Genomic DNA, 23914 nt, shown 5'->3' on the forward strand with positions numbered 1-23914 from the left:
CGGATTTTGCAGGCGCGAAGGCATCTTCGGCGTTATTGTTCCGATCACAGTAATCGGCTGGCCGGGCGGGGACGCTCGGAGGCTTTGACCCCCCTTCCCGCCGCTGCCATAGCCGGGCGATGCGCTTCTACCATCCCCTGCTGTTCTCGCTCGATGCCGAGCGTGCGCACCGCCTGACGATCCGCATGCTGGCCGCCTGGGGTGCCGCCGGCACACCGTTCGCGCCCGGTGCGCCCCGCGAGATGCCGGTCACGATCGCAGGGCTGCGCTTCCCGAACCCGGTGGGGCTCGCGGCGGGCGTCGACAAGGATGCGGAGGCCGTTGCCGGCTTCTTCGCGCTCGGCTTCGGATCGGTCGAGGTCGGCACGCTCACCCCGCGCCCGCAGCTGGGCAATCCGCAACCGCGCCTGTTCCGGCTGGTGGAGGATCGCGCGGTCATCAACCGCATGGGCTTCAACAACGGCGGGCTGGAGGCGGCGCTCGACCGCATCGCCCGCATGCCCGAGCGCCGCGGCGTGCTCGGCATCAACGTCGGCGCCAACAAGGAATCCGTGGCAGGCGACAGTGCCATCGCGGATTATGTCGCCGGCATCACCAAGGCAGCGCCCTTCGCCGACTATCTGACGATCAACATCAGCTCCCCCAACACGCCGGGCCTGCGCAATCTTCAGGCACAGCCGGCGCTGGGCGAGCTGATCGCCGCCTGCGACGCGGCGCGTCACCTGGCGGTCCGACGCGTGCCGCTGTTCCTGAAGGTGGCGCCCGATCTCGATCGCGCCGGGCTGGAAGTCGCCGCCCGCGCTGCGATCGACGGCGGCATCGACGCGCTGGTCGTCTCCAACACCACCATCTCGCGGCCGGCGGGCCTGCGGTCGGGGAATGCGGGCGAAACGGGCGGGCTTTCGGGGGCCCCGCTCGCCGCGCTCGCCCGCGCCAAGCTTGCCGAGGCGCGCGACATCACCGGCGGGCAGCTGCCGCTGGTGTCGGTCGGCGGCATCGGCTCGGCGGACGAAGCGCAGCGTCGGCTCGATGCAGGTGCCAGCCTGGTGCAGCTCTACTCGGCGCTGGTGTTCGAGGGGCCGGGGCTGGCCCGGCGCATCGTCGCCGGATTGAAGCCCAGCGCCTGAAGCATCAGGAAAATATGTCCGTTCGTGCTGAGTAGGGGCTGAGCGAAGTCGAAGTCCCGTATCGAAGCACCGTGGCGGTCCTTCGATACGCCATTTCGACTACGCTCAATGGCTACTCAGGACGAACGGGTGGGTTCAACGTTCGTGCCCCTAGCCTCAATCCTCGGCGGCGATCGTCACGCGCAGGCCGTCGAGGGCCGGCGTGAACTGGATCTGGCACGACAGGCGCGAGCGTTCGTCACGGTCCGACGTGCTGTCGAGCAGTTCGTCCTCGTCCTCGCTCATCTGCGGCAGCAGCGGCAGGAATTCCGCATCGACATGGACGTGGCACGTCGCGCAGCTGCAGCAGCCGCCGCACAGCGCCAGCAACTCGTCGAAGCCGGCGTCGCGAATGACTTCCATCACGCTCAGGCCGACCTCTGCGGGCACGCTGCGTTCTTCTCCTTCGCGCGTGGTGACGGTAAGCGTGGGCATGCATTTTCTCCAGAACAGCTGTCAGGGCATTGGCGACCGCCGCCGCCAAATTCAAGGCGCACCGGCCCGGATGCAGGCATGGGACTGAGCGCACAACAGCTGCGCGAGGCGCTGGATGCGCTTGGCGCGATCGAGCCGGCGTTCGCCGCGGCGGTCGGGCGCGTCGGCTATCCCCCGCCCCGCATCCGCGAGCCCGGCTATGCGACGCTGCTGCGCACGATCGTCGGCCAGCAGGTGAGCGTCCATGCCGCCGCCGCCGTCTGGCGCCGGCTGGAGGAGGCGCTGGGCGAGGTCGAGGATCCTGCCCGCCTTGCCGCCGCAAGCGACGAGACGCTGCGCGCCGCCGGGCTTTCCCGGCAGAAGATCGGCTACGCCCGCAGCTTGGCCGACGAAGTGGCGAGCGGGCGACTGGACCTGGCCGCGCTGCCGGCGGACGACGAGGAAGCGATCACGGCCCTTACCCGCATCAAGGGGATCGGGCGCTGGTCGGCGGAAATCTACCTGTTGTTCGCGGAGGGGCGGCCGGACATCTGGCCGGCCGGCGACCTCGCGGTGCAGGTGGAGGTCGGGCGCATCCTGGGCCACGCCGAACGCCCGAACGAGAAGCTGGTGCGGGTGTTGGCGGAAGGCTGGCGCCCACACCGCGGGGCCGCGGCGATCCTCGCCTGGCACCATTACAACAGCAAGATGGAGGTGATCTGAACGCCCGGTGCGGTTCGACCGGGCAGCGCCCCGACGCCCACCATTTCGCTTGCGCAACCCTGACGGCCCACGAATAACGGGCGCGTGGCATTCTCTCCCGTCCTCTCCACCGTCGCAGAAACGATCCAGGTCGCGATTGCGCCCGTCTTCCTGCTCGCCGGCCTCGGCGCGATCCTCAACGTGATGGTCGGGCGGCTCGCCCGCATCGTCGACCGCTCGCGCCAGCTGACCACCCTGCAACTGCGCGGCGACGATCCCGAGCGAATCCAGCACGTCCAGGAACTGCGGCTGATCGACGGGCGCATCCGCATGATCAACAATGCGGTCTATCTGGTCGTCATGGCGGCGATCGCAATCTGCCTAGTGGTGGCGATGCTGTTCGTGGCCGAACTGGGCAATTTCCAGATCGGGCAGGTGATCGCGGTCGCCTTCATCGTCTCGATGCTGCTGCTGACCGGCGGGCTGATCTGCTTCCTGATCGAGATTCACATGTCCGTGCGCGCGATCCGCGTCCGCTCCGACCTGCTCGAACTGCCGCTGCCGTGACTTGGGAGCGCCGGCTGCTGCAGGCGGTCGTGGCGCTGTTGTGCCTGATCCCGTTCACGACCGCGGCCGCCGGCATCCTGCGCGGGGCCGAGTGGCTGGCGCACGACGCCGTGCGCCCCGACCTCGACAGCCATTTTCGCTACCTCTCCGGCGTGTTCCTGGGGATGGCGCTGGGCTTTGCCAGCTGCATCCCCGCGATCGAGCGGCAGGGCGCACGCTTTCGCCTGCTGGGGATCATGGTGGTGATCGGCGGGCTGGCACGGGCGTGGTCGCTGCTGTCGGTGGGTGCGCCGTCGACGGGGCATCTGGTCGGGCTGTGCGTCGAACTAGGGGCGGTACCGCTGGTCCTGCTATGGCAGGCGAGCCTGCAACGGCGCTGGCGCGGTTAGATCTTCGTCGCACTTCCTTCCGTATCCCCGCTCAGGCGGGGATCCAGTGCCCAGCAGAACGACGGTCGCGCCCGGAACTCTGGGCTCCTGCCTGCGCAGGAGCACGCGGGAGGCGCGCCAGGTCGTCTATCGCGCCCCTTCCAGCCCTCCCTCCGTCAGCACGCTCGCCGCATAGCCGGGCTTCACCCGCATCCGCCCGCGCTGCTCAAAGGCATAGCCGGCGCCCAGCAGCAGCGCCTCGCTGTACTTGGGACCGAGGAAGGAGAGGCCGGCGGGCAGCCCCTGCACCAGCCCCATCGGGACGGTCAGGTGCGGCGTGCCGGCCACCGCCGGAAGCTCGCTGGCCGAGGGCGGCACGAAGTGGTCGCCGTGCACCGGGTCCGACAGCCACGGCAGGCCATAGGTCGGCGACACCAGCAGCTCGACCTTCGCTTGGGCCAGCATTGCGTCGATGCCCTCGGCACCCGCGAGCCGCAGCGCCTTGGCGCGCGCCTCCTTGTAGGCCGGGTCTTCGAGGCCGGGCATCTTCTGCGCCGCCTCGAACGTGTCCTGGCCGAAGAAGCGCATTTCGGTGTCGGCATGCTCGGCATTGAAGGCGATCACGTCGGCGAGCGTCCGCGTCTTCACCGCGGGCGGCGTGGTCGCGAGATAGGCGTTGAGGTCGGCCTTCAACTCAGCCTTCAGCACCAGGAACTCGGCCTCGCCCAGCCCGTCCAGCTTGGGCGGCGTCACGTCGACCAGGGTCGCGCCTGCCGCGCGCAGCACCGCCAGCGCCGCATCATATTGCTTCGCGAGCGGCGCCGACATTTCCGGCCGGAGCACGCCCACCCGCATGCCCTTCAGCGCATCGGCCGACAGCGCGGCGGCATAGTCGGTGCGGTGCCGGTCGGCGTCGCGCGTGGTCGGGTCGGCGGGATCGCTGCCGATCATTGCCGAGAACAGCAGCGCCGCATCGCGCACGCTGCGCGCCATCGGCCCCGCGGTGTCCTGGCTGTGGCTGATGGGCACGATGTGGGTGCGGCTGACCAAGCCGATCGTCGGCTTGAGCCCCACCAGCCCGTTCATCGCCGCCGGGCACACGACCGAGCCGTCGGTCTCCGTCCCCACCGCCGCCGCGGCGAGGCTGGCGGCGGCCGCGGCGCCGCTGCCGCTCGACGAGCCGCACGCGGTGCGGTCGAGCGCATAGGGGTTGCGCACCAGCCCGCCGACCGCGCTCCATCCGCTGATCGACCCCGAAGAGCGGATGTTCGCCCATTCGGACAGGTTGGTCTTGCCCAGGATCACGGCGCCTGCGGCGCGCAGCCGCGCCACCACCGGCGCATCGCGGCCGGTGCGATTGTCCTTGAGCGCCAGGCTGCCGGCGGTGGTCGGCAGTTCGCGAGTCTCGATATTGTCCTTGATCAGCACCGGCACGCCGTGAAGCGGACCGCGGATTCGTCCTGCGCGCCGTTCGGCGTCGAGGGCACGCGCCTGCGCCAGCGCCTCGGGGTTCACGGCGACGACGCTGCGCAGCGTCGGCCCCTTGCGGTCGATCGCCTCGATGCGCGCGAGATAGGCGCGAGTCAGCGCCTCGCTGCTGGTGCCCGCCGCCAATGCGGCTGCGGCGTCGGAAAGGGAGAGTTCCTCGATGGGAGGCGTCTGGGGCGGGTCCGCTCGCGCGGTCGTCGCAAGCGCCAGCAGCGCCAATCCCAGCATTCCCCCTTGTACCCGCCGCATCCGATACTCCCTAGCTTGTGGACGCAGCTTGAGGCCGACAGCGACCGCTTGCAACGGGGCGGCAGGGCTGCCGGGCGCATGCGAAAATTTTTTCAGGCTGCGGTTTTCGCTTGATCGCTAGGAATGTCCACGCGTCGCGCGCGCCGCGGAACGATGAACGCCGGATTCACTGCGACGAGCGATCTTGCAAGCCGCCGAGGTTTGCGCGACACCAAGTCTTGTGGTGGCGCCTGGGAAGCGGCGCTATCGCTGGTATCCAGCGAAGGCTTCCAGTTTGAACGGAATGCGGCGGAAAAGCCGCGTTTTTTGACGGTGCAGGTGGCTCACGCGGGCTGGTTGCGGCCGTGTTCGGCGACGCTACATCGGGCCTGCCAAGGCCGCGAACAAGACATTTGGAACGAGGGCAGCATGGACTTCAGCAGGGACAGCCAGGACAATCGCGCAGGCGACAGCACGACCACGCTGGACGCACCCGCCCCTGCGGCCGCGCGCGACAGCCGCTCGATCGCCCGCCCCTATCCGGTCGAGGTCGACCATGCGCGCGACGCGCTGCTGACCGAGTTCGGCAAGGAGACGCTGACCGACCGCTACCTGCTGCCCGGTGAGTCGTTCCAGGACCTGTTCGTACGCGTGGCCTCGGCCTACGCCGACGATGCCGCGCATGCGCAGCGCGTGTACGACTATATCTCGCGCCTGTGGTTCATGCCGGCGACGCCCGTGCTGTCCAACGGCGGCACCGGCCGCGGCCTGCCGATCTCCTGCTATCTGAACTCCGTTCCCGACAGCCTGGAAGGCATCGTCGAGACCTGGAACGAGAATGTCTGGCTGGCCTCGCGCGGCGGCGGCATCGGCACCTATTGGGGCAACGTCCGCGGCATCGGCGAGCCGGTGGGCCTCAACGGCAAGACCAGCGGCATCATCCCGTTCGTGCGGGTGATGGATTCGCTCACCCTCGCGATCTCGCAAGGATCGCTGCGCCGCGGCTCGGCGGCCTGCTACCTCGACATCTCCCACCCGGAGATCGAGGAGTTCCTGGAGATCCGCAAGACCTCGGGCGACTTCAACCGCAAGGCGCTGAACCTGCACCATGGCGTGCTGATCCCCGACGCGTTCATGGAAGCGGTCCGCGCGGGCGCCGAATGGGAGCTCAAGAGCCCCAAGGACGGCTCGGTCCGCGGCAAGGTGGATGCGCGCGCGCTGTTCCAGAAGCTGGTCGAGGTCCGCCTCGCCACCGGTGAGCCCTACATCGTGTTCTCCGACCATGTGAACTCGACGATGCCCAAGCATCATCGTGACCTGGGGCTCAAGGTCTCGACCTCGAACCTCTGCTCGGAAATCACGCTGCCGACCGGCACCGACCATCTTGGCAACGATCGCACTGCGGTGTGCTGCCTGTCCTCGCTCAACCTGGAGAAGTGGGACGAGTGGAACGGCGACAAGCGCTTCATCGAGGACGTGATGCGCTTCCTCGACAACGTGCTGACCGACTATATCAAGAACGCTCCCGACGAGATGGCGCGTGCCCGCTATTCGGCGGAGCGCGAGCGTTCGGTGGGCCTGGGCGTCATGGGCTTCCACAGCTTCCTTCAGGCACGCGGGCTGCCGTTCGAGGGCGCCATGGCCAAGTCGTGGAACCTCAAGATCTTCAAGCACATCAACGCCCAGGTGAACGAGGCGTCGATGCAGCTTGCGGTCGAGCGCGGCCCCTGCCCCGACGCCGCCGACATGGGCGTGATGGAGCGGTTCAGCTGCAAGATGGCGATCGCGCCCACCGCGTCGATCTCGATCATCTGCGGCGGCACGTCTGCGTGCATCGAGCCGATCCCGGCGAACATGTACACCCACAAGACGCTGTCGGGCTCGACCGCGGTCAAGAACCCGCACCTCCAGAAGCTGCTGCGCGAGAAGTCGAAGGACTCGGACGCGGTCTGGAACTCGATCCTGGAGCATGGTGGCTCGGTCCAGCACCTCGACTTCCTGTCCGCGGACGAAAAGGCGTGCTTCAAGACCAGCTTCGAGATCGACCAGCGCTGGCTGCTCGAACTGGCCGGCGACCGCACGCCCTATATCGACCAGGCGCAGTCGCTGAACCTGTTCATCCCGGCGGACGTGGAAAAGTGGGATCTGCTGATGCTCCACTTCCGCGCCTGGGAACTGGGCATCAAGTCGCTCTACTATCTGCGCTCGAAGTCGATCCAGCGCGCGGGCTTCGCCGGCACCGGCGGCGTCGAGGCGGACAACACGCCCGAGGCGCCGAAGTTCGAGATCGGCGAGAGCACCGACTACGACGAGTGCCTGGCCTGCCAGTAAGGCCGCGCAGCCGCCCGTCGGCTATGCTATAGGAAGGCGTCCCGGGAGCCGTAGCTCCGGGACGCCGATCCGCCCCGGCTGGGGCGATGAGGATGGAATGAACGCAGCCTCCGCCACGTTCGGAATCGCCGCACCGGCCCGCGCACCGCGGACCGCTGCGGCGGCATCCGGATCAGAGCGGCTCGCCGTCCTCTTCCTCTTCGAAGGTGACCGCGACGTCCGCGTTCGCCGACAGGCGGACCTTGTCGCCCTCGACCTCGGCGACCAGGCCGATGGAGATGAAGTGGTGATGGTCGGTATGGAGGCCTTCCTCGACGCCCTCGATGTCGGCACCGCTGTCCTTCTTGGTCAGCTTGATACGGTCGCCCTCGACCTTGTCGACGGTGCCGACATGGACGCCGTCCGCGCCGATCACTTCCATATGTTCCTTGATGGCCGTCAGGTCTGCCATGGGAGTCCTCCTTGGTTGGTGACGGCCGATCAACGCACGTCTCCCCGGATGGTCGCATGACCGTCGCAGTGTTCATCATGTACGGCGTGGCACTCGTCGCAGGGATCGCCGGCGCCTGGCTGCTCCTGCGGCTCCGCACCGCCACCAGCGAGGGTGCGGTCTATGGCTATCGCATCGCCGGCACGATGCTCGCGGCCCTCGCCCTCGTCCTTGCCATCTTCGCGACGGCGCAATGGTCCTGGAACCAGACACAATGACCAGTCGCCGCGCCCGCCCCATTCAAATTCCTGGAGTCTGACCCATGCCTCTTCTCGACGCCCGCAAGACCTACAAGCCCTTCGAATATCCCTGGGCCTATGAATATTGGAAGCGCCAGCAGCAGGTCCACTGGCTGCCGGAGGAAGTGCCGCTGGGCGAGGACTGCCGCGACTGGGCGCAGAAGCTGTCCGATCACGAGCGCAACCTGCTGACGCAGATCTTCCGCTTCTTCACCCAGGCCGACGTCGAGGTGCAGGACTGCTACCACGAGAAATACGGCCGGGTGTTCAAGCCGACCGAGGTCAAGATGATGCTGACGGCGTTCAGCAACATGGAGACCATCCACATCGCGGCCTACAGCCATCTGCTCGACACCATCGGCATGCCCGAGAGCGAATATGGCGCCTTCCTCGACTATGCCGAGATGAAGGACAAGCACGACTATCTGCAGCAGTTCGGCGTCGACACCGACGAGGACATCGCCCGCACGCTGGCGATGTTCGGCGGCTTCACCGAGGGCGTGCAGTTGTTCGCGTCGTTCGCGATGCTGATGAACTTCCCGCGCTTCAACAAGATGAAGGGCATGGGGCAGATCGTGTCCTGGTCGGTGCGCGACGAAAGCCTGCACTGCGAGGGCATCATCCAGCTGTTCCACGCCTTCACCAAGGAGCGCGACTGCCTGACCAAGGCGGTGAAGGACGACATCGCCGACCAGTGCCAGACGACGATCCGGCTGGAGGACGCGTTCATCGACCTCGCGTTCGAGATGGGCCCGGTCAACGGCATGACGCCCAAGGAGATCAAGAAGTACATCCGCTACATCGCCGATTGGCGGATGGGGCAGCTGGGCATGAAGCCGATCTACATGATCGACGAGCACCCGCTGCCGTGGCTGACGCCGCTGTTGAACGGCGTCGAGCACGCCAACTTCTTCGAACAGCGCGCGACCGAATATTCGAAGGGCGCGACTCGCGGCAACTGGAACGAGGTCTGGGACAGCTTCGACAAGCGCCAGAAGGCCAAGGGCCCGGCCGCCGCGAACGAGGAAGCTGGCGAGAGCGACATGTTCTCCCACAACGGCGTCGCCGCGGAGTAACTCCGGCCTAGCCGCCGAACCGAAGGGGCGTCGCGCTGCGGCGCCCCTTCTGCGTTCAGGCGGGGTCGGCGAGCCGGTCGAGGATCGGGCAGTCCGGCCGGTCGTCGCCGTGGCAGCGCTGCGCCAGGTCGAGCAGCGTGCCCCGCATCTCCTCCAGGGCTCGCGCCTTGCGGCCCAGTTCCTCCGCACGCGCGATCGCCAGCGCCTTCACATCTGCGCTGGAGCGGTGGCGATCCTGCCACAGGCCCAGGAGCGAGCGGATCTCCTCGATCGGAAAGCCCAGGTCGCGGGCATGGGCGACGAAGCGCAAGCGCGCCACATCCGCCACATCATAGTCGCGATAGCCGCTGTCCCGTCGCAGCGGGGCCGGGATCAGCCCGATCTTCTCATAGTGGCGGATCATCCGCTGGGAGATGCCGCTCGCGTCCGCCGCCTGGCCGATGTTCATAGCCGCACTCCGTTCAGTCGCAGCGCGTTGGTTACCACTGCGAACGACGACAACGCCATCGCCGCCCCGGCGAGCATCGGCGACAGCAGGATGCCGGCGACGGGATAGAGCACGCCGGCCGCAACGGGCACGCCGATGCCGTTGAACAGGAAGGAGAAGGCGAGGTTCTGGCGAATGTTGCGCATCGTCGCCTTCGCCAGCCGCCGTGCGCGCACCATCGCGGCCAGGTCCCCGCGGGTCAGCGTCAGCCCCGCGCTTTCGATCGCGACATCGGTGCCGGTTCCCATCGCGACGCCGACATCGGCTGCGGCAAGCGCGGGCGCGTCGTTGATGCCGTCGCCTGCCATCGCCACGCGTGCGCCGCGCGCCTTGAGCTCGCCGACGATGCGGGCCTTGTCCTCGGGCGCGAGCCCGGCGTGCACTTCGTCGATGCCGCCGATGGTGCGGGCGACCGCCTCCGCCGTGCCGCGGCCGTCGCCGGTGAGCATGACGATCCGCAGGCCCTCGGCACGCAGCTGGGCGATCGCTCCAGAGGCGGACTCGCGGACGGGATCGGCGACGCCGAGCAGCCCGGCGATGCGGCCATCGACCGCGACCAGCATGACGCCCGCGCCGTCGCGCGCCAGCGCCTCCGCACGGGCGGCGAGCGGCCGCGGGTCCGCGCCTGCGTGGCGCATCATCGCGGCATTGCCGACCGCGACCGAGCGTCCAGCTACCGTTGCGGTCACGCCCGCGCCCGTCTTCGAACGGAACCCCTCGGCCGGTGTCACAACCAGCCCGCGCCGGGCCGCTTCCGTCACGATGGCGTGCGCCAGTGGATGCTCGGAATGCGCCTCCACCGCCGCCGCGAGCGCGAGCAGTTCGTCCTCGGCCGTTGCGACGGGCTCGATCACGGTCAGCCGCGGCTTGCCCTCGGTCAGCGTGCCCGTCTTGTCGATCACCAGCGTGTCGACCTTCTCCAGCGCCTGCAACGCCTGGGCATCCTTGACCAGCACGCCGGCCTGGGCACCACGGCCGGTGCCGACCATGATCGACATCGGCGTGGCGAGCCCCAGTGCGCAGGGGCAGGCGATGATCAGCACCGCGATGGCGTTCAGCAGCGCATGGCTGAACCGCGGCTCCGGCCCGGCGACATTCCACACCAGGAACGTCGCGGCCGCGATCGCCACCACCAGCGGCACGAACCAGCCGGAGACGCGGTCCGCCACCGCCTGTATCGGCGCACGGCTGCGCTGTGCGGCGGCGACCATCGCGACGATGCGCGCGAGCACGGTGTCGGCGCCCACCGCGCGTGCCTCCATCACGAGAGCACCGATGCCGTTGACGGTACCGCCGGTGAGCGCCGCGCCTGCTTCCTTGGCGACGGGCGCGGGTTCGCCGGTGAGCATCGATTCGTCGACCGACGACTGCCCCTCCACCACGATCCCGTCGACCGGCACCGCCTCACCGGGACGCACGCGCAGCCGGTCGCCCGCGAGGATCGCGTCGAGCGGCACTTCCGCCTCGCCTCCGTCGGCATCGATCCGGCGCGCGGTCTTGGGCGCGAGGTTCAGGAGCGCCCGGATCGCGCGGCCGGTGGCGGCACGGGCGCGCAGTTCCAGCACCTGGCCCAGCAGCACCAGCGTCACGACGACGCCCGCCGCCTCATAATAGACGGGCACCATGCCGTGGATGCGGAAGGTGGACGGGAACAGCCCGGGCGCCACCGTCGCCACCAGGCTGTAGAGGAACGCCGCCCCTACCCCGATCGACACCAGCGTGAACATGTTGAAGTGGCGCGAGCGCAGCGACGCCCATCCGCGCTCGAAGAACGGCAGCCCTGCCCACAGGACGATCGGCGCTGCCAGCGCGAGCTGCACCCAGGCAGACCATGCAAGGGGCACCAGCCGCAGCCCCAGCATCTCCGCCCCCATCGAGAGCGCGAGCAGCGGCACCGCAAGCGCCGCGGACACCCAGGTGCGGCGGGTGAAATCGACCAGTTCCGGATTGGGGCCATCGTCGAGCGACGGCGCCTCCGGCTCCAGCGCCATGCCGCAGATCGGGCAGGTGCCGGGCCCCTGCTGCCGGATTTCCGGGTGCATCGGGCAGGTATAGATCGCATCGGGCGCGGCAGGCGCCTGCGCGCGGGGCGCATCCCCAAGATAGCGGTCGGGATCGGCCAGGAACTTGGTGCGGCAACCGGCGCAACAGAAATGATAGGCGACACCGGCATGTTCGGCATGATGGGCGGTCTTGGCCGGATCCACCGCCATTCCGCACACCGGGTCCCTGGCCGTGGCTCCTCCGCCACAGCATCCTCCCTGCGCGTGGTCCGTCGTGGGCGAGTGGTGATCGTGCATCGCATCCTCCATCGCCGCCCTAGATGGGGACTGACATCATGTCAGGGTCAAGGGCTGCTTTCCGCTTGACCCTGACACGGTGTCAGCCGCCAAGGTCCTCACGCGAGCAAGGGCTCGCAGGGCCGCAGAGTCGTGGCCGCATGAGGGTGAACGCATGAGTCTGGTTCTCGATCGCCGCAGGTTGTTGCGCGGAGCCACCCTGGCGGGCGGCGGCATGGCGCTGTCGGCCTGGATGCCGGCCTGGGCACAATCGGTGTCGACCGGGACCACGCTTCCGGAGCTCTCGGGCGAGGACATCACGCTACGCATCCAGCGGCAGACGATGACGATCGACGGGCGGCGGACGCAGGCGATCGGCATCAACGGCACCGTGCCCGCTCCACTGTTGCGCCTGCGCGAAGGCCAGAAGCTCCGCCTGCACGTACACAACGACCTCGACGTCGACAGCTCGCTCCACTGGCACGGGCTGCTGCTGCCGGCGCAGTTCGACGGCGTGCCGGGCGTTTCCTTCCCGGGCATCCTGCCCCGCACCCACTTCACCTACGAGTTCCCGATCGTCCAGTCGGGCACCTATTGGTACCACAGCCATTCGGGGTTCCAGGAGCAGATGGGGCTTTATGGCCCGATCGTCATCGACCCGGCGGGCCCGGACCCGGTCGCCTTCGATCGCGAGCATGTGATCGTCCTGTCCGACCATAGCCGCGAGTCCCCCGACGCGATCTTCCGGCACCTGAAGGTCGAGCCCAACTATTATAACCGGCAGCGCCAGACCCTCGCCGGCCTCGCCGCGGGCAAGGACCAGCCGCTCAAGGACCGGCTGCACTGGGGCGCGATGCGCATGGACGCGACCGACATCGCCGACGTGACCGGCGACACCTACACTTATCTGGTCAACGGCCATGGCCCTGCGGACAACTGGACGGCGCTGTTCCGGCAGGGCGAGCGGGTGCGGCTGCGCATCATCAACGCCTCGTCGATGACGACCTTCAACGTCCGCATTCCGGGGCTGCCGCTGACGGTGGTGCAGGCGGACGGGCAGCATGTGCGCCCGGTCACCGTCGACGAGCTCCAGATCGCCGTCGCCGAGACCTATGACGTGGTCGTCACGCCGGCGGAGGACCGCGCCTACACGCTGGTGGGCGAGAGCATCGACCGGTCCGGCATGGCGCGCGCCACCCTGGCGCCGCGCCCCGGCATGGTCGGGCCGGTGCCGCCGCTTCGCCGCCGGCCCGTCGCGACCATGAAGGACATGGGCATGGGCGACATGCAGCACGAGGCTGTACGCGGTGTCGATTCGACTGCCGAGCAGAACGCCTCTGCGCGGCTCGCCACGTCCGCCGCCGAACCCTCGACCCCTGGCACGGCTCCCGGCGCGATGGGGCAGATGGACCACGCTGCCATGGGCCACGCCGGCATGGATCATGCTGCCATGAGCCACGGCACGCCGGCGCCGCACACGATGGAGCATGGCTCCATGAAGATGCGGGACTTCGCCAACGCGCCGCAGGTCGCGCGCGACCCGAGCGTCCAGACGATCGCGCCGATGCCGGTCGACCGCACCGGCGAGCCCGGACAGGGGCTGGCGGACGCGAGTCACCGCGTGCTCGTCTACCGCGACCTCGTTGCGCGTGCGCCGAACCCCGACGTGCGCGCACCCAACCGCTCGATCGAGGTCCACCTCACCGGCAACATGGAGCGCTACATGTGGTCGATGGACGGGCTGCGCATGTCGGACGCGATGGCGCCGCTGCCCTTCACCCTGGGCGAACGCGTGCGCGTGAAGCTGGTCAACGACACGATGATGGGCCACCCCATCCACCTGCACGGCCATTTCTTCGAACTGGTGACCGGCCATGGCGGCCATGCCCCGCGCAAGCACACGGTGCTGGTCCAGCCCGGCGGCACCGTCACCTTCGACTTCACCGCGGATGCGATCGGCGACTGGGCCTTCCACTGCCACATGCTCTACCACATGGCGTCGGGGATGATGCGCGTCGTGAGCGTGCGGCCGGCGGGAGAAGCGGCATGATCCGCGTGCTTTCGTGGACGGCGCTCGCGACCCTCGCCAGCGCTCCGGCCCTTGCGCAGCACCATGGCGCACACGAGATGGCGCCCGCCGGCCCGGCTCCCATCCAGCACGACGCGCCGGCCGCAGACCCGCACGCCGGCCACCAAATGCCGGCACCCGCGGCCGATCCGGCGGGGCCGGTCGGCACCGACCTGCCCGCCGGCGATGCGCCGCCCCCGCCCGTCCCGCAGGACCGCTACGCCGACCGCTTCTTTCCCCCAGAGGACATGGCGCGCGGTCACCATGCGATGATGGAGGAGGGCGGCGGCCAGCGGTACGGCCAGGTACTCCTCAACCTTGCCGAGGTTCAGATGCGCAACGGCACGGATGGCTATCGCTGGGACGGCGAAGCCTTCTTCGGCGGGGACATCGATCGCCTGTGGATCAAGAGCGAAGGCGAAGGCAGCTTCGGCCGCGACATGGAGCATGCGGAAGTGCAGGCGCTCTATTCGCGTGCGATCGACCCCTATTTCAACCTGCAGGCGGGCGTACGGCAGGACTTCGGCGTCGGGCCTGATCGGACCTATGCCACAGTGGGGCTCGAGGGACTGGCCCCCTACCAGTTCCACACCGAAGCTGCGCTGTTCCTGTCGACCAAGGGCGACCTGCTGGGCCGACTGGGGGGCTGGTACGATCAGCGGATCTCGCAACGACTGATCCTGCAACCGCGCGTGGAGCTCAACTTCGCGGCGCAGGACGTGGCCGCCACCCGCACCGGCTCCGGTCTCAGCGATGCGGGACTCGGGCTGCGGCTGCGCTACGAGCTTCGGCGGGAGTTCGCGCCCTATGTGGGCGTGTCCTGGAGCCGCAAGCTCGGCGACACGGCGCGTTTTGCGCGGGAGGACGGCGACGACGTGGAAGACACCACCTTCGTGGCCGGGGTACGCTTCTGGTTCTAGGCGCCCGCACCTTCCATTTCGCGCGCAATGCCCCATATTGAAAGGATCGGTGGCAATCCGCTTCGTAGGCGCCCTCGACTGAGAGACGCATGCGCTCCCGCTTACAAGCCGGAGACTGCCATGGATCTCAATTACCTGCTGGCACGCCACCAAGTTTCCCTGATGCGGGCGCAAGAGGCGGAAGGGTGCGAGGCACGCTTCGCCCATCGGCGTCTGGCAAACGAATATGCCGTTCGCATCGATGCGCTGCGGGTTCACCTCGGCGCGACCTCGCCGATCATCGAGGCGCAGTGAACGATGACCGACATTTCCAGCACGGATGTCGCAACGCCAAAGGCCGAGGAGCCAACGGACTCGCTCCAACGGCCGAAACGCCGCCAGTTCGTGAGCCGCTACAAGGCGCCGCGGTTGTCGGCGGAAGAGGCCGACCGCCAGGGTCGAGTGACCCTGATGGCGTTCCGCATGCTCGGTGGCCGTGACGAGGCCATTGCCTTTCTCAACACCCATGATCCGGTGCTGGACGGCCGCCCGCTCGATCTCGCGGTCGGAAGCGACACGGGCCTTGCCGCGGTCGAGCAGGCGATCGCCGGGCGTGCTACGGGCGGCTGACCAGCCGAATGTTGACCACTCCCCTGACGCACGCGCCACTTGCCCGGGCAGAAGCCACGCTCAGACAGGGCGCCCGCTTCCTTGCGGCGGGCCTCTATGCCGAGCCTCTGCAGGCCCGGACACCGATCCTCGGGCGCTACCGCGCCAAGGTGATCGGCAACGGACTTCGCGAGCTCGACCGTTTCCTGAACGTGCTGGTGGATGAGGTGGCAATCGCAGCCGGGCAGCGAACCTCCCCTGCGGAGCGCAACACCGCGAACAAGCTGCGCGCGCTCCTGACCGGCGCGGCGCAGCCGGGCGGCGAGCATGCGCGGCTGCGCGCGCTGGGGCGGGCCCGCGACTGCCTTTTCTATTGCAGCGGGAGGGTGACGCGCGGGGACGTGGCAGGTTCTCCCTGGCTCACGGTGGGCTGGGCCGATGCACCCGATCGTAGCGGGCCGCTCAAGCAGTTTCCGGTCGGGGAATGCCTGATCATCACCGCCGACGATGTCGCCGACGTCTGCGATTTCTACCTGTCCATCGCCACCCGCCTCGTGAGGTCCGGCCCGGAGAACGCGGTCCGGCCGCGTTGAGCACCGGCTGCAAGGCGCCACGCGGCAGCGGACGCCCAGATGCGGAGGGTCCTTGTCCGGAAGATCGCACCGGCCTTCCCTTCGAAGTCGCTCGTCGCATCGTGCCTCCGCCGCCGGAACACCGCGCCACTCGCCGCGCTGTCGCGCCGGTTTCGACGCCACCGCTGGCTGTTTGGTCACGAACGCCGACTGCTTCGCCGCGAGATGAAGCGCGCTCTGGTGGAGCAGAGTTGCCCCTGGGTCGTGGGTGCCGGGTGCCGGGTGCCGGGTGCCGGGTGCCGGGTGCCGGGTGCCGGGTGCCGGGTGTCGCGCTTCTCGCCGCCCTGCGCAACGCTCCCATCTGCTCGCGCCCCCGCGGCCCGGCGTCGATCGGGCACCGTCGACCGGAACCGGCGGTTCGACAGGCGGGACGAGTGGTTTTGCGGTCGGCGCATCGGGAACTGGGAGCCGGAGCGGGACGGTACGGGCGCCAGCAGTCCACGTGGCGGGGCGGAACCTGCGATCACGGTAGCGCTGGGTCAGGCGCCCCGCGCTTTCGAAACCTGAACCCTTCGATCCGCTACGGTTCGCAAGCGCGGCACCTCCGGCACGGCTTACCCGGTCCGTCAGATGCGGGCGCCGCGATACCATTGCAGCAACAGCCGCCCGAGGAACCGGAGATTTCCGATCAGGTAGCGGCGCGCCAGCCGGCGCGGCTCCTGAACGAGCCGGAAAATCCATTCACACCGGGCCCTCCGCACCCAGTAGGGCGCGCGACGAACCTCTCCGGCGAGGAAGTCGAGATAGGCACCCACCGCCATCGTGATCGCCCCCAGTTCGCGATGATGGGCGGCGCACCAGATTTCCTGGCGCGGATGCCCCATCCCCACCAGCACCAGATCGGGGGTGCTTGCTCGAATTCGGGCGATGAGCTCGGGCGTCTCGGCATCGGTGAAGAAGCCGTGGGCGGTGCCGACCACACGGTGCCGGGGCGCGCGTTCGCGCAGGGCTCGGGCGGCCTGGTCCGCGACGCCGGGCGCACTGCCCACCAGGAAGATGCGCAGGCTCCCTGCCGCCCGCTCCAACACCTGGTCCACCAGGTCGGTGCCGGCCAGGTTTTCCTGGAACGGTCTTCCGAACAGCACCGAGCTTGCCAGGTCGACGCCGATCCCGTCGTTGACCACCAGCGCCTGGGCGAGCGCGGCGGCAAAGGCCGGGTCGCGCTGCGCGGTGTTGGCCGTGTGGGCGTTGCAGAACGCGACAAACAGCGGACGCCGCGCGGGGCTGGAAAGGCACCGGTCGATCCGGCGCAAAAACTCACGCCGGCAGGACACAGTCACCGAGACCTGCCCGATGCGCCGGCGGCTTCGCCCCAGCGCACGCAGGTAGATGCCGCCGATCGCATCCGCCGCGCCCGTCCAGCCGAAGGAAGCCAGCCGGCGTCGCCGCTCGTCCGCATCCGGTGCCGCCCAAAGCCCCGCGTCTACTTCGGCGAGCGTCCGCGCCACGCTGGCGGGATCGGGAGCGAAGCAGGTCCGGGTGCCATAATCCGCCCGCGCGAGGGTCCGCCGGAAGGCCGGGATATCGCTCAGCACCGGATAGAGCCCGGCTGCCATCGCCTCCACCGCCGCGATCCCGAACCCCTCATAGGCCGAAGCGCAGACATAGACGCTGCTGCGCCCGATCAACCCCCGCAACTCGGCATCGCTGGGCCAGGGGTGGATCTCCACCGCCTCCGCCATCCCGGACTGCCGGGCCTGCTCGGCAAGCGCGTCGGGCTCCACCCCCATGGGTCGGCCGGCCAGGATCAGGCGCCAGGATGCGTCCTGGCGATGCACCTCCGCGAACCAGCCGATCAGCTGGTCCAGTCCCTTGTTGGGCGCGAGCCGGCCGAAATAGATCATGGTGCGCGCAGCCGGATCGGCGCAGCCGTCGAACTTGTCGAGGTCGACGCCGTTCTCCACGGTCTCCGATCCCTCCGCCCGGATCCTCCGGAACTGCGCCTCGTCGCTGACGCTGGAGGGGATGATGGCGGCGAATCCCCGTAGGCTGCGCCGCGTGACGTGATGGAAGAACAGCCGCTTGGCCCGCGCCGCGAAGGGCGTGTGAAAGAAACCGCCATGTGTCGACAGCACCAGCCGCTTGCGGTGCAGCCCGCGCGTGACGGCCAGGAAATCGCAAAAAAAGTCGACCCCGTGAACATGCACCAGATCGGCATCCTTGAGCGCACGGAGCACGCCGAGAGCGATCGGGTAGCGCTTGGACCCCCACCAGGGCAGCCGCTGCACCTCCAGCCGGTCGATCCACTCCCGTGCCGGAAGCCGCGCCTGCTGCGGTTGATCGAAGATGCGGTCCAGGGTCACGATCCGCACCCCCATGCCGGCCGCGCGCTGCTGGAGCGCCAGCTGCCGGACATAATCCTCCATCCCGCCGACGCCGGGCGCGAACTGCCGGACGACATGCACGACGCGCAGCCCGTGGAGGAGCGCAGGGCAGAATGGCTCGTCGGACACGGCCTGCCGGAGCGCTGTGCGCAGATCCCGGCCGTGCGGCGGTTCCCAGCCGACGCTTTCCTCCTCCGTCACCCCGAGGGTGCCGGTGCCCCCCTCCCCCCGTGACATATGGCTCGCGGCGGCTGGACGATCAGCCAAGGCGGAAAGCTGCGGCGGCGTCGGGCGCGCGCGGACACGATCCACGTCGACCGGAGGTTCGTCCCTGAGATCGGCGGCATCCTCCCGGGCCGAGTCGGGCGCGACGGCCAAACCCCTGCGGCCGAAGCTTCGGGCCCTTCCCCGCAGCGGCGGCGGCAAGTTAGCGGCCACGGCCCGGCCGCCCTGGATCATCCGGGCTGCGATGTCCGCCGCTTGCCACCGACGCGGTGTGCGGCGGAGTGGGGGCAGCACCCCGCCGCACACCTACTCGCCCGAACGCAGCGCCCATCGCAGCTTCCGTAGGACGGCACCATGAAGCGGGTGGTGCAATCGAAGCCGACGCTATGCCGCCACGCCCGGCCGAGTTCTCCCCACGCTTGGAACCTTGGAAGACACGGAACAAGATCCTCTCACCCCGTGGTAACCGCGCGACAAGTTCAATGCGACGATGCGATGATCGCTGTGCATATTCCTGCGGAACCGGGAAAGACCTACAAGCATGGTGCAGCACCTCCCTCGCCCCCCTCGCGGCCAACGGACTATGGGGAGAGTTTAGCTACCTCATACCTTCAGGCCAGCGGACTTGGGTTCAAGTTGGATGCTTGTTTATCCGTTTCAAACGGACTGAACGTTGATGTCAGAGACAATCAAAAGAACCTCACTTGAACGCAGCCTGGACTCGTACGATGCCCTGACGTCAGTGAAGCTGTGTCAGAATAGCAACAGCCAAGTTTTCCTGTAGCGACACGGTCTTGGATACTTGCAAATCCGCAAGTGTTGGCGTCCTATTGTCCGACATTAAGCGAGCGGCCAAAGCCGCCATAATGACAATCCTGGGGAGGATGTATGATCAAGGGAAGGCGTCTTTGCGTCACCACTTCCGTGCTCGCACTGCTGACGAGCGCACCAGCGGCATGGGGCCAGGACGTGCAGGCACCCGCGGCGGGCCAGGCGACCACCGGGCAATCGACGCCCGATCCGGTGCCGGTCACGACGCCAACGCAGCCGGATGAAGCCGCCGGCGACGCCATTGTGGTGACCGGCGTGCGCCGGAGCCTGGAAAGCGCCGCCGCGATCAAGCGCAATGCGGACGGGATCGTCGATGCCATCGTCGCGGAGGACATCGGCAAGCTTCCCGACACCTTCGCCTCGGCAGCGCTGGCGCGGGTTCCGGGCGTGCAGGTGACGCGTGGCGCTGGCGAGGCGGCGGGGGTTCAGGTTCGCGGCCTGCCCGACCTCTCCACCACCTACAACGATCGCGAGATCTTCACCGCCGAAGGGCGCTTCGTGGCGATCCAGGACTTTCCGGCGGGCACCGTCGCCGCCTTGGAAGTCTACAAGAACGGCACCGCCGACCGGATCGAGGGCGGCATCGGCGGCCAGGTGAACGTCCGCGGCCGCAAGCCGTTCGACTTCAAGGGGCTCGAGGTCTCGGGCTCATTGAACGGGGTGAACTGGGAACAGTCCAGCGAGCTTACCTGGAACGGGAACCTGCTCGTCAGCAATCGCTGGGAAACCGGCGCGGGTGAGATCGGGTTGCTGGTCAACGCGTCTTATGTCGGACTGAACTATCTGGATGCGACGCGGGAACAGTCGCTCGTCATCGGCACGACCACTGCCGCAAACGCCCCTGCGGCGGGTGCCGGCATCCGCTATCCCGATGCGCAGGGCCGGTTCACCAGCAATGGCGACCGCTTCCGCCCATCGGCCAACGCAGCATTCCAGTGGAAGCCGACGCCGGAGTTGGAGATTTATGCGGACGGCCTCTACCAGGGTTTCCGCAGCAAGGACTCCAATCAGTGGATGTTCGTGCCGATCTTCGGCGGCGCCGGCTTCCAGCTGAACAATCTCACCACCCGGGAAGGCAATGGCAACATCGCCCAGAGCGCGACCGTCGTGGGTGCCAATGCCCCGGACGGCTACTACACCTCTGCCCAGGGCCATACCGACACGTTCCAGGTCGGCGGCGGTGCGATCTGGCGTCGCGGCGGCCTCCAGATCTCCGGCGACGTGGCCTACACGGACAGCAAATACACGTTCAACCTGATCAACCTGGACTATGCCTTTGCAAGCTCCCCGGCGCGCAACGTCGTCTTCGAGTCGCCGGGCCAGGATGGCGGCCCCAGCTTCGAGTTCGTCGACTTCGACGTGACCGACCCCGCGAACTTCATCGCGCGCGGCCTGTTCCAGGAGCGCCTGGAAGTCAGCGGAAAGGACATCCAGACGCGCGGGGACGTGCAGTATGAATTCGACGGCGGCTTCCTGCAGCGCGTCCAGTTCGGCGTGCGCTACAACGATCGCGATGCGACGCGGGACCGCGGCGCACCGTATGTGAACACGATCGGCGGCACCAACGTGCTGGACCTGCGCATCCCGATCTCCAGCCTGCCCGTGACGGTCGAACCCACGCAGCCGGCGTTCACCTATAACGACACGTTCCCGATCCGCAGGTTCGCCGGGGTGTCGGCAAAGAGTCTTAGGGACAATATCGCCGAACTGCGAAGCTTCTTCGAGGCCCCCGCCGGCCCGCCGGAGTTCAACCCGACCGAGAATTTCCGCGCCAACGAAAAGGCGCTCGCCGGCTATGCGCAGATCAAATACGGGTTCGACCTGGGCGGCTCGATGACCGTCGATGGTCTCCTCGGCCTGCGCGCGATCAAGACTAAGACGCGGATCAGCGGCTTCATCCGCGACGAAACCGGCGGTGCCACGACGCCGACATTCGTTCCGACGACGGCCAAGAACGACTATACCGATTACCTCCCCAATGTGAGCGCGCGCGTGCGCTTCAACGAAGAGCTTCAACTGCGTCTGGCCTACAACCAGACCCGGACGCGGCCGAACTTCTTCGACCTCAATCCGACCCTCACCGTCGGCCCGCCCCCCACGATCCCGCCCGAGTGCACGGAGGACCCGTCGCTGCCGCAGTGCGCCCCGAACAGCAACCTGCGCACCATCACCGGCGGCAACCCCAATCTGAAGCCGCTCACTTCCGACAATTACGACATCAGCCTCGAGTGGTATTTCTCTCGCTCGGGCTCGCTCACGGGCGCGCTGTTCCAGCGCGACGCGCAGGGCTTCATCTCCCGCGTCGCGATTTCGCCGGTCGACATCGGCTATGGCCCGTCGCGGCTCGACCTGCCGGAAAACACGGGCGACACCCGCTTCCGCGGGGCCGAGGTCTCGTTCACCAGCTTCCTCGACATCGACGGTATCCCGGAGTGGATGAAGGGCTTCGGCATTCAGGCAAACGGCACCTACATCGACTCGAAGGGCGATCTCGCCAGCGGTCTCGCAAGCTCACCCAATGTGCTGGGCGAGCAGCAGCGGTTCACCGGCGTGTCCAAGTGGGCTGGCAACCTGGTGGGCCTCTACGAGAAGCCCAACTTCTCGGCGCGCCTCGCCTATAACTACCGGTCGGACTTCGTGAGCTACTACAGCGTCGAGGCACTGGACGTGGGTGCCAATGGCACCCCACGCACCCGCCCGGTGATCGAGGAAGGTCGCGGCCAGCTCGATTTCTCGACCACCGTCACGCCGATCCCCAGTGTCACCCTCGCCTTCGACATCGTGAATCTGCTGGGCAATCCGATCAAGCGGACGCGCGAGTTCAACGATGCGGGCGACACCTACACCCGCCAGGTTCTCTACCTGGAGCGCGTCTACTCTCTGGGCCTTCGCTTCCGGTTCTGAGCTACGCGGGCGAGCGTTCGGGCTCGCCCGTCCCGCGGGAGCAGGGTGTCTGCTCCCGCGGGACCTTCATACCAGTTCGAAGGTGAGCGGCGGCAGCCCCTCGACGACGGCCTCGACGGCATCTCCGCGATTGAGGCGTGCGACGCCGGAGGGCGTGCCCGTGAAGATCAGGTCGCCGGGCGCCAGTTCGACATAGGTGGAGAGGATCGCGACGATCTCGGCGGGCGCCCAGATCATGTCGGAAAGCCTGCCCGACTGCCGCGGGCTGCCATTCACCGCGAGCGCGATCGCACCGTCCCGCGGCACCGGCCCCGGAACAAGGGCACCAATCGGCGCGGACCGGTCGAAGCCCTTGGCCATGTCCCACGGACGTCCCGCCTTCTTGGCTACCGCCTGAAGGTCGCGACGGGTGAGGTCGACGCCCACCGCGCAGCCGAAGATCCGTTGCTCGGCCTCTTCCACCGGGATGTCGCATCCTCCTGCACCCAGCGCGATCACCAGTTCCACCTCGTGGTGAAGGTCCTGCGTCCGCGTGGGGAACGGGATAACCGTGCCGGTCGGGACGACCGCATCGGCCGGCTTCGAAAAGAAAAAGGGCTCCTGCCGATCGGGATCATTGCCCATTTCACGGGCATGCTCGGCATAGTTCTGGCCGACGCAATAGATCCGCCGCACGGGGAAACGGGCGCTGCTGTCGTGAATGGCAAGGCTTGGCGTGTGGACGGTGGGAAGCTTCATGGGGCGCAGGATAGCTCCCCGGCGCCCGGCCGACCAGGGGACGGCCGGCGTTCGCATCCTCCGGACGCAGAAAGGGCGGGGTCCGGTATCCCGAACCCCGCCCCTTCCGGTACGCAGTTACACGATCGCGCTTAGAAGTGCGCGACCAGACCCGCCATCGGGCGGAGGCTCTGGGCGTCACCGAAGGTGGTGACTTCCGCGCGGAGGCGGACGCCAGCGTTGTCGGTGATGCCGCCGAGACCGATGTCCTTCGGGCCGACTTCGAAGCCGAGGCCGTAGGTCATGGCGTGATAGTCAGGGCTGTCCTTGCCGAACGCTGCGAAGTTCACCCACTGGTAGCCGACCTTGCCGTAGATCAGGCCGCTCTCACCAGCGCGAACGCCCGCGCGGCCAGCAACGCCATACTCCCAGTCGATGTCGCCCGAGATGCCCTTGGCGACATTGCCTTCGGCGCCCACGAACACGGGGCCGAGCGGCACGTTGAAGCCGACGATGCCCTGGACCAGGCTGCCGTCGAGACGGCCGCGGGTCGCGGCCGGGATGCCCGCTTCGTTCGGCTCGTTGTCGAACTGCTCCCAGCCACCCAGCACGGCGACATACGGATCGATGCCGAACGCGCGCGAGCCGTCGGGGGCCTCGTCCTGCGCATAAGCCGGCATGGCGACGAAGGCGGCGGCGGCGGCGGCCGCAAGCGTGAACTTACGCATACTCTGTACCTCTGTTACTCGTTTGGATCCGGTGTCGTTGGTGCGCCGGCTATCCGAGGCTCCGTTAACCGGCCAGCATCAGGAATGTTGCACCGCGATCGTTTCGCGGCGCCACTCAGTTGGAACCAGTGGCCTTTCGGCA

Annotated in this window: 21 protein-coding genes; 13 read left to right on the forward strand and 8 right to left on the reverse strand. The window is 68.1% G+C overall.

Annotation, left to right across the window (positions count from 1 at the left end; translation table 11 throughout):
• The first annotated feature begins 119 nt into the window (after positions 1–119).
• Positions 120–1127 (forward strand): quinone-dependent dihydroorotate dehydrogenase, encoded by a 1008-nt coding sequence (locus tag VPH46_RS06240; RefSeq protein WP_416609743.1) that lies wholly within the window; start codon positions 120–122, stop codon positions 1125–1127.
• 156 nt (positions 1128–1283) lie between these two features.
• On the opposite strand, the gene VPH46_RS06245 is transcribed toward VPH46_RS06240, so the two are convergent.
• On the reverse strand, positions 1284–1601 hold the full coding sequence (locus VPH46_RS06245; RefSeq protein WP_125961975.1) for a 2Fe-2S iron-sulfur cluster-binding protein: 318 nt from the start codon (positions 1599–1601) through the stop codon (positions 1284–1286).
• Positions 1602–1679: 78 nt separating this feature from the next.
• Between VPH46_RS06245 and VPH46_RS06250 the strand changes: the two genes are divergently transcribed.
• From VPH46_RS06250 to VPH46_RS06260, 3 genes are all read left to right on the forward strand, one after another.
• On the forward strand, positions 1680–2303 hold the full coding sequence (locus VPH46_RS06250) for a DNA-3-methyladenine glycosylase family protein (RefSeq protein WP_416609746.1): 624 nt from the start codon (positions 1680–1682) through the stop codon (positions 2301–2303).
• Positions 2304–2387: 84 nt separating this feature from the next.
• A complete protein-coding gene (locus VPH46_RS06255; protein ID WP_132883171.1) occupies positions 2388–2849 on the forward strand; it encodes a DUF2721 domain-containing protein in 462 nt (153 codons plus the stop codon).
• Positions 2846–3238 (forward strand): DUF4345 domain-containing protein, encoded by a 393-nt coding sequence (locus VPH46_RS06260; protein ID WP_416609748.1) that lies wholly within the window; start codon positions 2846–2848, stop codon positions 3236–3238. Before VPH46_RS06255 ends, VPH46_RS06260 begins: the two co-directional genes overlap by 4 nt.
• A gap of 126 nt (positions 3239–3364) precedes the next feature.
• Here the strand turns inward: VPH46_RS06260 and VPH46_RS06265 are convergent, their stop codons facing one another.
• Complete coding sequence (locus tag VPH46_RS06265) at positions 3365–4954, reverse strand: amidase (RefSeq protein WP_416609750.1); 1590 nt, start codon at positions 4952–4954, stop codon at positions 3365–3367.
• A gap of 408 nt (positions 4955–5362) precedes the next feature.
• Between VPH46_RS06265 and VPH46_RS06270 the strand changes: the two genes are divergently transcribed.
• Positions 5363–7264 (forward strand): ribonucleoside-diphosphate reductase subunit alpha, encoded by a 1902-nt coding sequence (locus VPH46_RS06270; RefSeq protein ID WP_239434934.1) that lies wholly within the window; start codon positions 5363–5365, stop codon positions 7262–7264.
• 172 nt (positions 7265–7436) lie between these two features.
• On the opposite strand, the gene VPH46_RS06275 is transcribed toward VPH46_RS06270, so the two are convergent.
• Positions 7437–7715: a DUF2171 domain-containing protein gene (locus VPH46_RS06275; RefSeq protein ID WP_125961969.1), complete on the reverse strand. Its 279-nt coding sequence runs from the start codon at positions 7713–7715 to the stop codon at positions 7437–7439.
• Positions 7716–7771: 56 nt separating this feature from the next.
• Between VPH46_RS06275 and VPH46_RS06280 the strand changes: the two genes are divergently transcribed.
• On the forward strand, positions 7772–7972 hold the full coding sequence (locus tag VPH46_RS06280; protein WP_416609753.1) for a hypothetical protein: 201 nt from the start codon (positions 7772–7774) through the stop codon (positions 7970–7972).
• Between the two features lie 44 nt (positions 7973–8016).
• Entirely contained in the window at positions 8017–9069 is a 1053-nt protein-coding gene (locus VPH46_RS06285) for a ribonucleotide-diphosphate reductase subunit beta (protein WP_416609755.1), read from the forward strand.
• A gap of 55 nt (positions 9070–9124) precedes the next feature.
• On the opposite strand, the gene cueR is transcribed toward VPH46_RS06285, so the two are convergent.
• Both cueR and VPH46_RS06295 read right to left on the reverse strand, forming a co-directional pair.
• Complete coding sequence (cueR, locus tag VPH46_RS06290) at positions 9125–9517, reverse strand: Cu(I)-responsive transcriptional regulator (protein ID WP_317894046.1); 393 nt, start codon at positions 9515–9517, stop codon at positions 9125–9127.
• Entirely contained in the window at positions 9514–11856 is a 2343-nt protein-coding gene (locus VPH46_RS06295) for a heavy metal translocating P-type ATPase (protein ID WP_416609757.1), read from the reverse strand. The genes cueR and VPH46_RS06295 overlap by 4 nt, the downstream gene beginning before the upstream one ends.
• Positions 11857–12010: 154 nt before the next feature.
• On the opposite strand from VPH46_RS06295, the gene VPH46_RS06300 reads away from it, so the two are divergent.
• From VPH46_RS06300 to VPH46_RS06320, 5 genes are all read left to right on the forward strand, one after another.
• Positions 12011–13885 carry a copper resistance system multicopper oxidase gene (locus tag VPH46_RS06300; RefSeq protein ID WP_416609759.1) on the forward strand — a complete coding sequence of 625 codons (1875 nt, stop codon included), beginning with the start codon at positions 12011–12013 and terminating at the stop codon, positions 13883–13885.
• On the forward strand, positions 13882–14823 hold the full coding sequence (locus VPH46_RS06305) for a copper resistance protein B (protein ID WP_416609761.1): 942 nt from the start codon (positions 13882–13884) through the stop codon (positions 14821–14823). The genes VPH46_RS06300 and VPH46_RS06305 overlap by 4 nt, the downstream gene beginning before the upstream one ends.
• Before the next feature lie 120 nt (positions 14824–14943).
• The gene (locus tag VPH46_RS06310) at positions 14944–15117 is read left to right on the forward strand and encodes a hypothetical protein (RefSeq protein WP_164521337.1); all 174 of its coding nucleotides are present in this window, start codon (positions 14944–14946) and stop codon (positions 15115–15117) included.
• A 3-nt stretch (positions 15118–15120) separates the two neighbouring features.
• Positions 15121–15432 carry an antitoxin Xre/MbcA/ParS toxin-binding domain-containing protein gene (locus tag VPH46_RS06315; protein WP_416609763.1) on the forward strand — a complete coding sequence of 104 codons (312 nt, stop codon included), beginning with the start codon at positions 15121–15123 and terminating at the stop codon, positions 15430–15432.
• An 11-nt stretch (positions 15433–15443) separates the two neighbouring features.
• Positions 15444–16004 (forward strand): hypothetical protein, encoded by a 561-nt coding sequence (locus VPH46_RS06320; protein ID WP_416609765.1) that lies wholly within the window; start codon positions 15444–15446, stop codon positions 16002–16004.
• A gap of 605 nt (positions 16005–16609) precedes the next feature.
• Here VPH46_RS06320 and VPH46_RS06325 read toward each other — a convergent pair.
• Positions 16610–18679 carry a WecB/TagA/CpsF family glycosyltransferase gene (locus VPH46_RS06325; protein ID WP_416609767.1) on the reverse strand — a complete coding sequence of 690 codons (2070 nt, stop codon included), beginning with the start codon at positions 18677–18679 and terminating at the stop codon, positions 16610–16612.
• 801 nt (positions 18680–19480) lie between these two features.
• Here VPH46_RS06325 and VPH46_RS06330 point away from each other — a divergent pair.
• Positions 19481–22327 carry a TonB-dependent receptor gene (locus VPH46_RS06330; protein ID WP_416609769.1) on the forward strand — a complete coding sequence of 949 codons (2847 nt, stop codon included), beginning with the start codon at positions 19481–19483 and terminating at the stop codon, positions 22325–22327.
• A gap of 66 nt (positions 22328–22393) precedes the next feature.
• On the opposite strand, the gene VPH46_RS06335 is transcribed toward VPH46_RS06330, so the two are convergent.
• Both VPH46_RS06335 and VPH46_RS06340 read right to left on the reverse strand, forming a co-directional pair.
• Positions 22394–23065 (reverse strand): fumarylacetoacetate hydrolase family protein, encoded by a 672-nt coding sequence (locus VPH46_RS06335; RefSeq protein ID WP_416609771.1) that lies wholly within the window; start codon positions 23063–23065, stop codon positions 22394–22396.
• A gap of 131 nt (positions 23066–23196) precedes the next feature.
• Positions 23197–23772 (reverse strand): outer membrane protein, encoded by a 576-nt coding sequence (locus tag VPH46_RS06340; RefSeq protein WP_132884353.1) that lies wholly within the window; start codon positions 23770–23772, stop codon positions 23197–23199.
• Positions 23773–23914 lie beyond the last annotated feature (142 nt).

This window comes from Sphingomonas sp. MJ1 (PH-R8), from assembly GCF_048058635.1.
Taxonomy (GTDB): Bacteria; Pseudomonadota; Alphaproteobacteria; order Sphingomonadales; family Sphingomonadaceae; genus Sphingomonas.

What these genes read in the sequence shown, in the direction of transcription:
- VPH46_RS06300 (WP_416609759.1), top strand. Translation starts at nt 12,011, where the DNA reads ATGAGTCTGGTTCTCGATCGCCGCAGGTTGTTGCGCGGAGCCACCCTG.
- cueR (WP_317894046.1), bottom strand. Translation starts at nt 9,517, where the DNA reads ATGAACATCGGCCAGGCGGCGGACGCGAGCGGCATCTCCCAGCGGATG.
- VPH46_RS06270 (WP_239434934.1), top strand. Translation starts at nt 5,363, where the DNA reads ATGGACTTCAGCAGGGACAGCCAGGACAATCGCGCAGGCGACAGCACG.
- VPH46_RS06340 (WP_132884353.1), bottom strand. Translation starts at nt 23,772, where the DNA reads ATGCGTAAGTTCACGCTTGCGGCCGCCGCCGCCGCCGCCTTCGTCGCC.
- VPH46_RS06280 (WP_416609753.1), top strand. Translation starts at nt 7,772, where the DNA reads ATGACCGTCGCAGTGTTCATCATGTACGGCGTGGCACTCGTCGCAGGG.
- VPH46_RS06310 (WP_164521337.1), top strand. Translation starts at nt 14,944, where the DNA reads ATGGATCTCAATTACCTGCTGGCACGCCACCAAGTTTCCCTGATGCGG.
- VPH46_RS06285 (WP_416609755.1), top strand. Translation starts at nt 8,017, where the DNA reads ATGCCTCTTCTCGACGCCCGCAAGACCTACAAGCCCTTCGAATATCCC.
- VPH46_RS06305 (WP_416609761.1), top strand. Translation starts at nt 13,882, where the DNA reads ATGATCCGCGTGCTTTCGTGGACGGCGCTCGCGACCCTCGCCAGCGCT.
- VPH46_RS06245 (WP_125961975.1), bottom strand. Translation starts at nt 1,601, where the DNA reads ATGCCCACGCTTACCGTCACCACGCGCGAAGGAGAAGAACGCAGCGTG.
- VPH46_RS06335 (WP_416609771.1), bottom strand. Translation starts at nt 23,065, where the DNA reads ATGAAGCTTCCCACCGTCCACACGCCAAGCCTTGCCATTCACGACAGC.
- VPH46_RS06330 (WP_416609769.1), top strand. Translation starts at nt 19,481, where the DNA reads ATGATCAAGGGAAGGCGTCTTTGCGTCACCACTTCCGTGCTCGCACTG.
- VPH46_RS06295 (WP_416609757.1), bottom strand. Translation starts at nt 11,856, where the DNA reads ATGCACGATCACCACTCGCCCACGACGGACCACGCGCAGGGAGGATGC.
- VPH46_RS06315 (WP_416609763.1), top strand. Translation starts at nt 15,121, where the DNA reads ATGACCGACATTTCCAGCACGGATGTCGCAACGCCAAAGGCCGAGGAG.
- VPH46_RS06250 (WP_416609746.1), top strand. Translation starts at nt 1,680, where the DNA reads ATGGGACTGAGCGCACAACAGCTGCGCGAGGCGCTGGATGCGCTTGGC.
- VPH46_RS06265 (WP_416609750.1), bottom strand. Translation starts at nt 4,954, where the DNA reads ATGCGGCGGGTACAAGGGGGAATGCTGGGATTGGCGCTGCTGGCGCTT.
- VPH46_RS06240 (WP_416609743.1), top strand. Translation starts at nt 120, where the DNA reads ATGCGCTTCTACCATCCCCTGCTGTTCTCGCTCGATGCCGAGCGTGCG.
- VPH46_RS06275 (WP_125961969.1), bottom strand. Translation starts at nt 7,715, where the DNA reads ATGGCAGACCTGACGGCCATCAAGGAACATATGGAAGTGATCGGCGCG.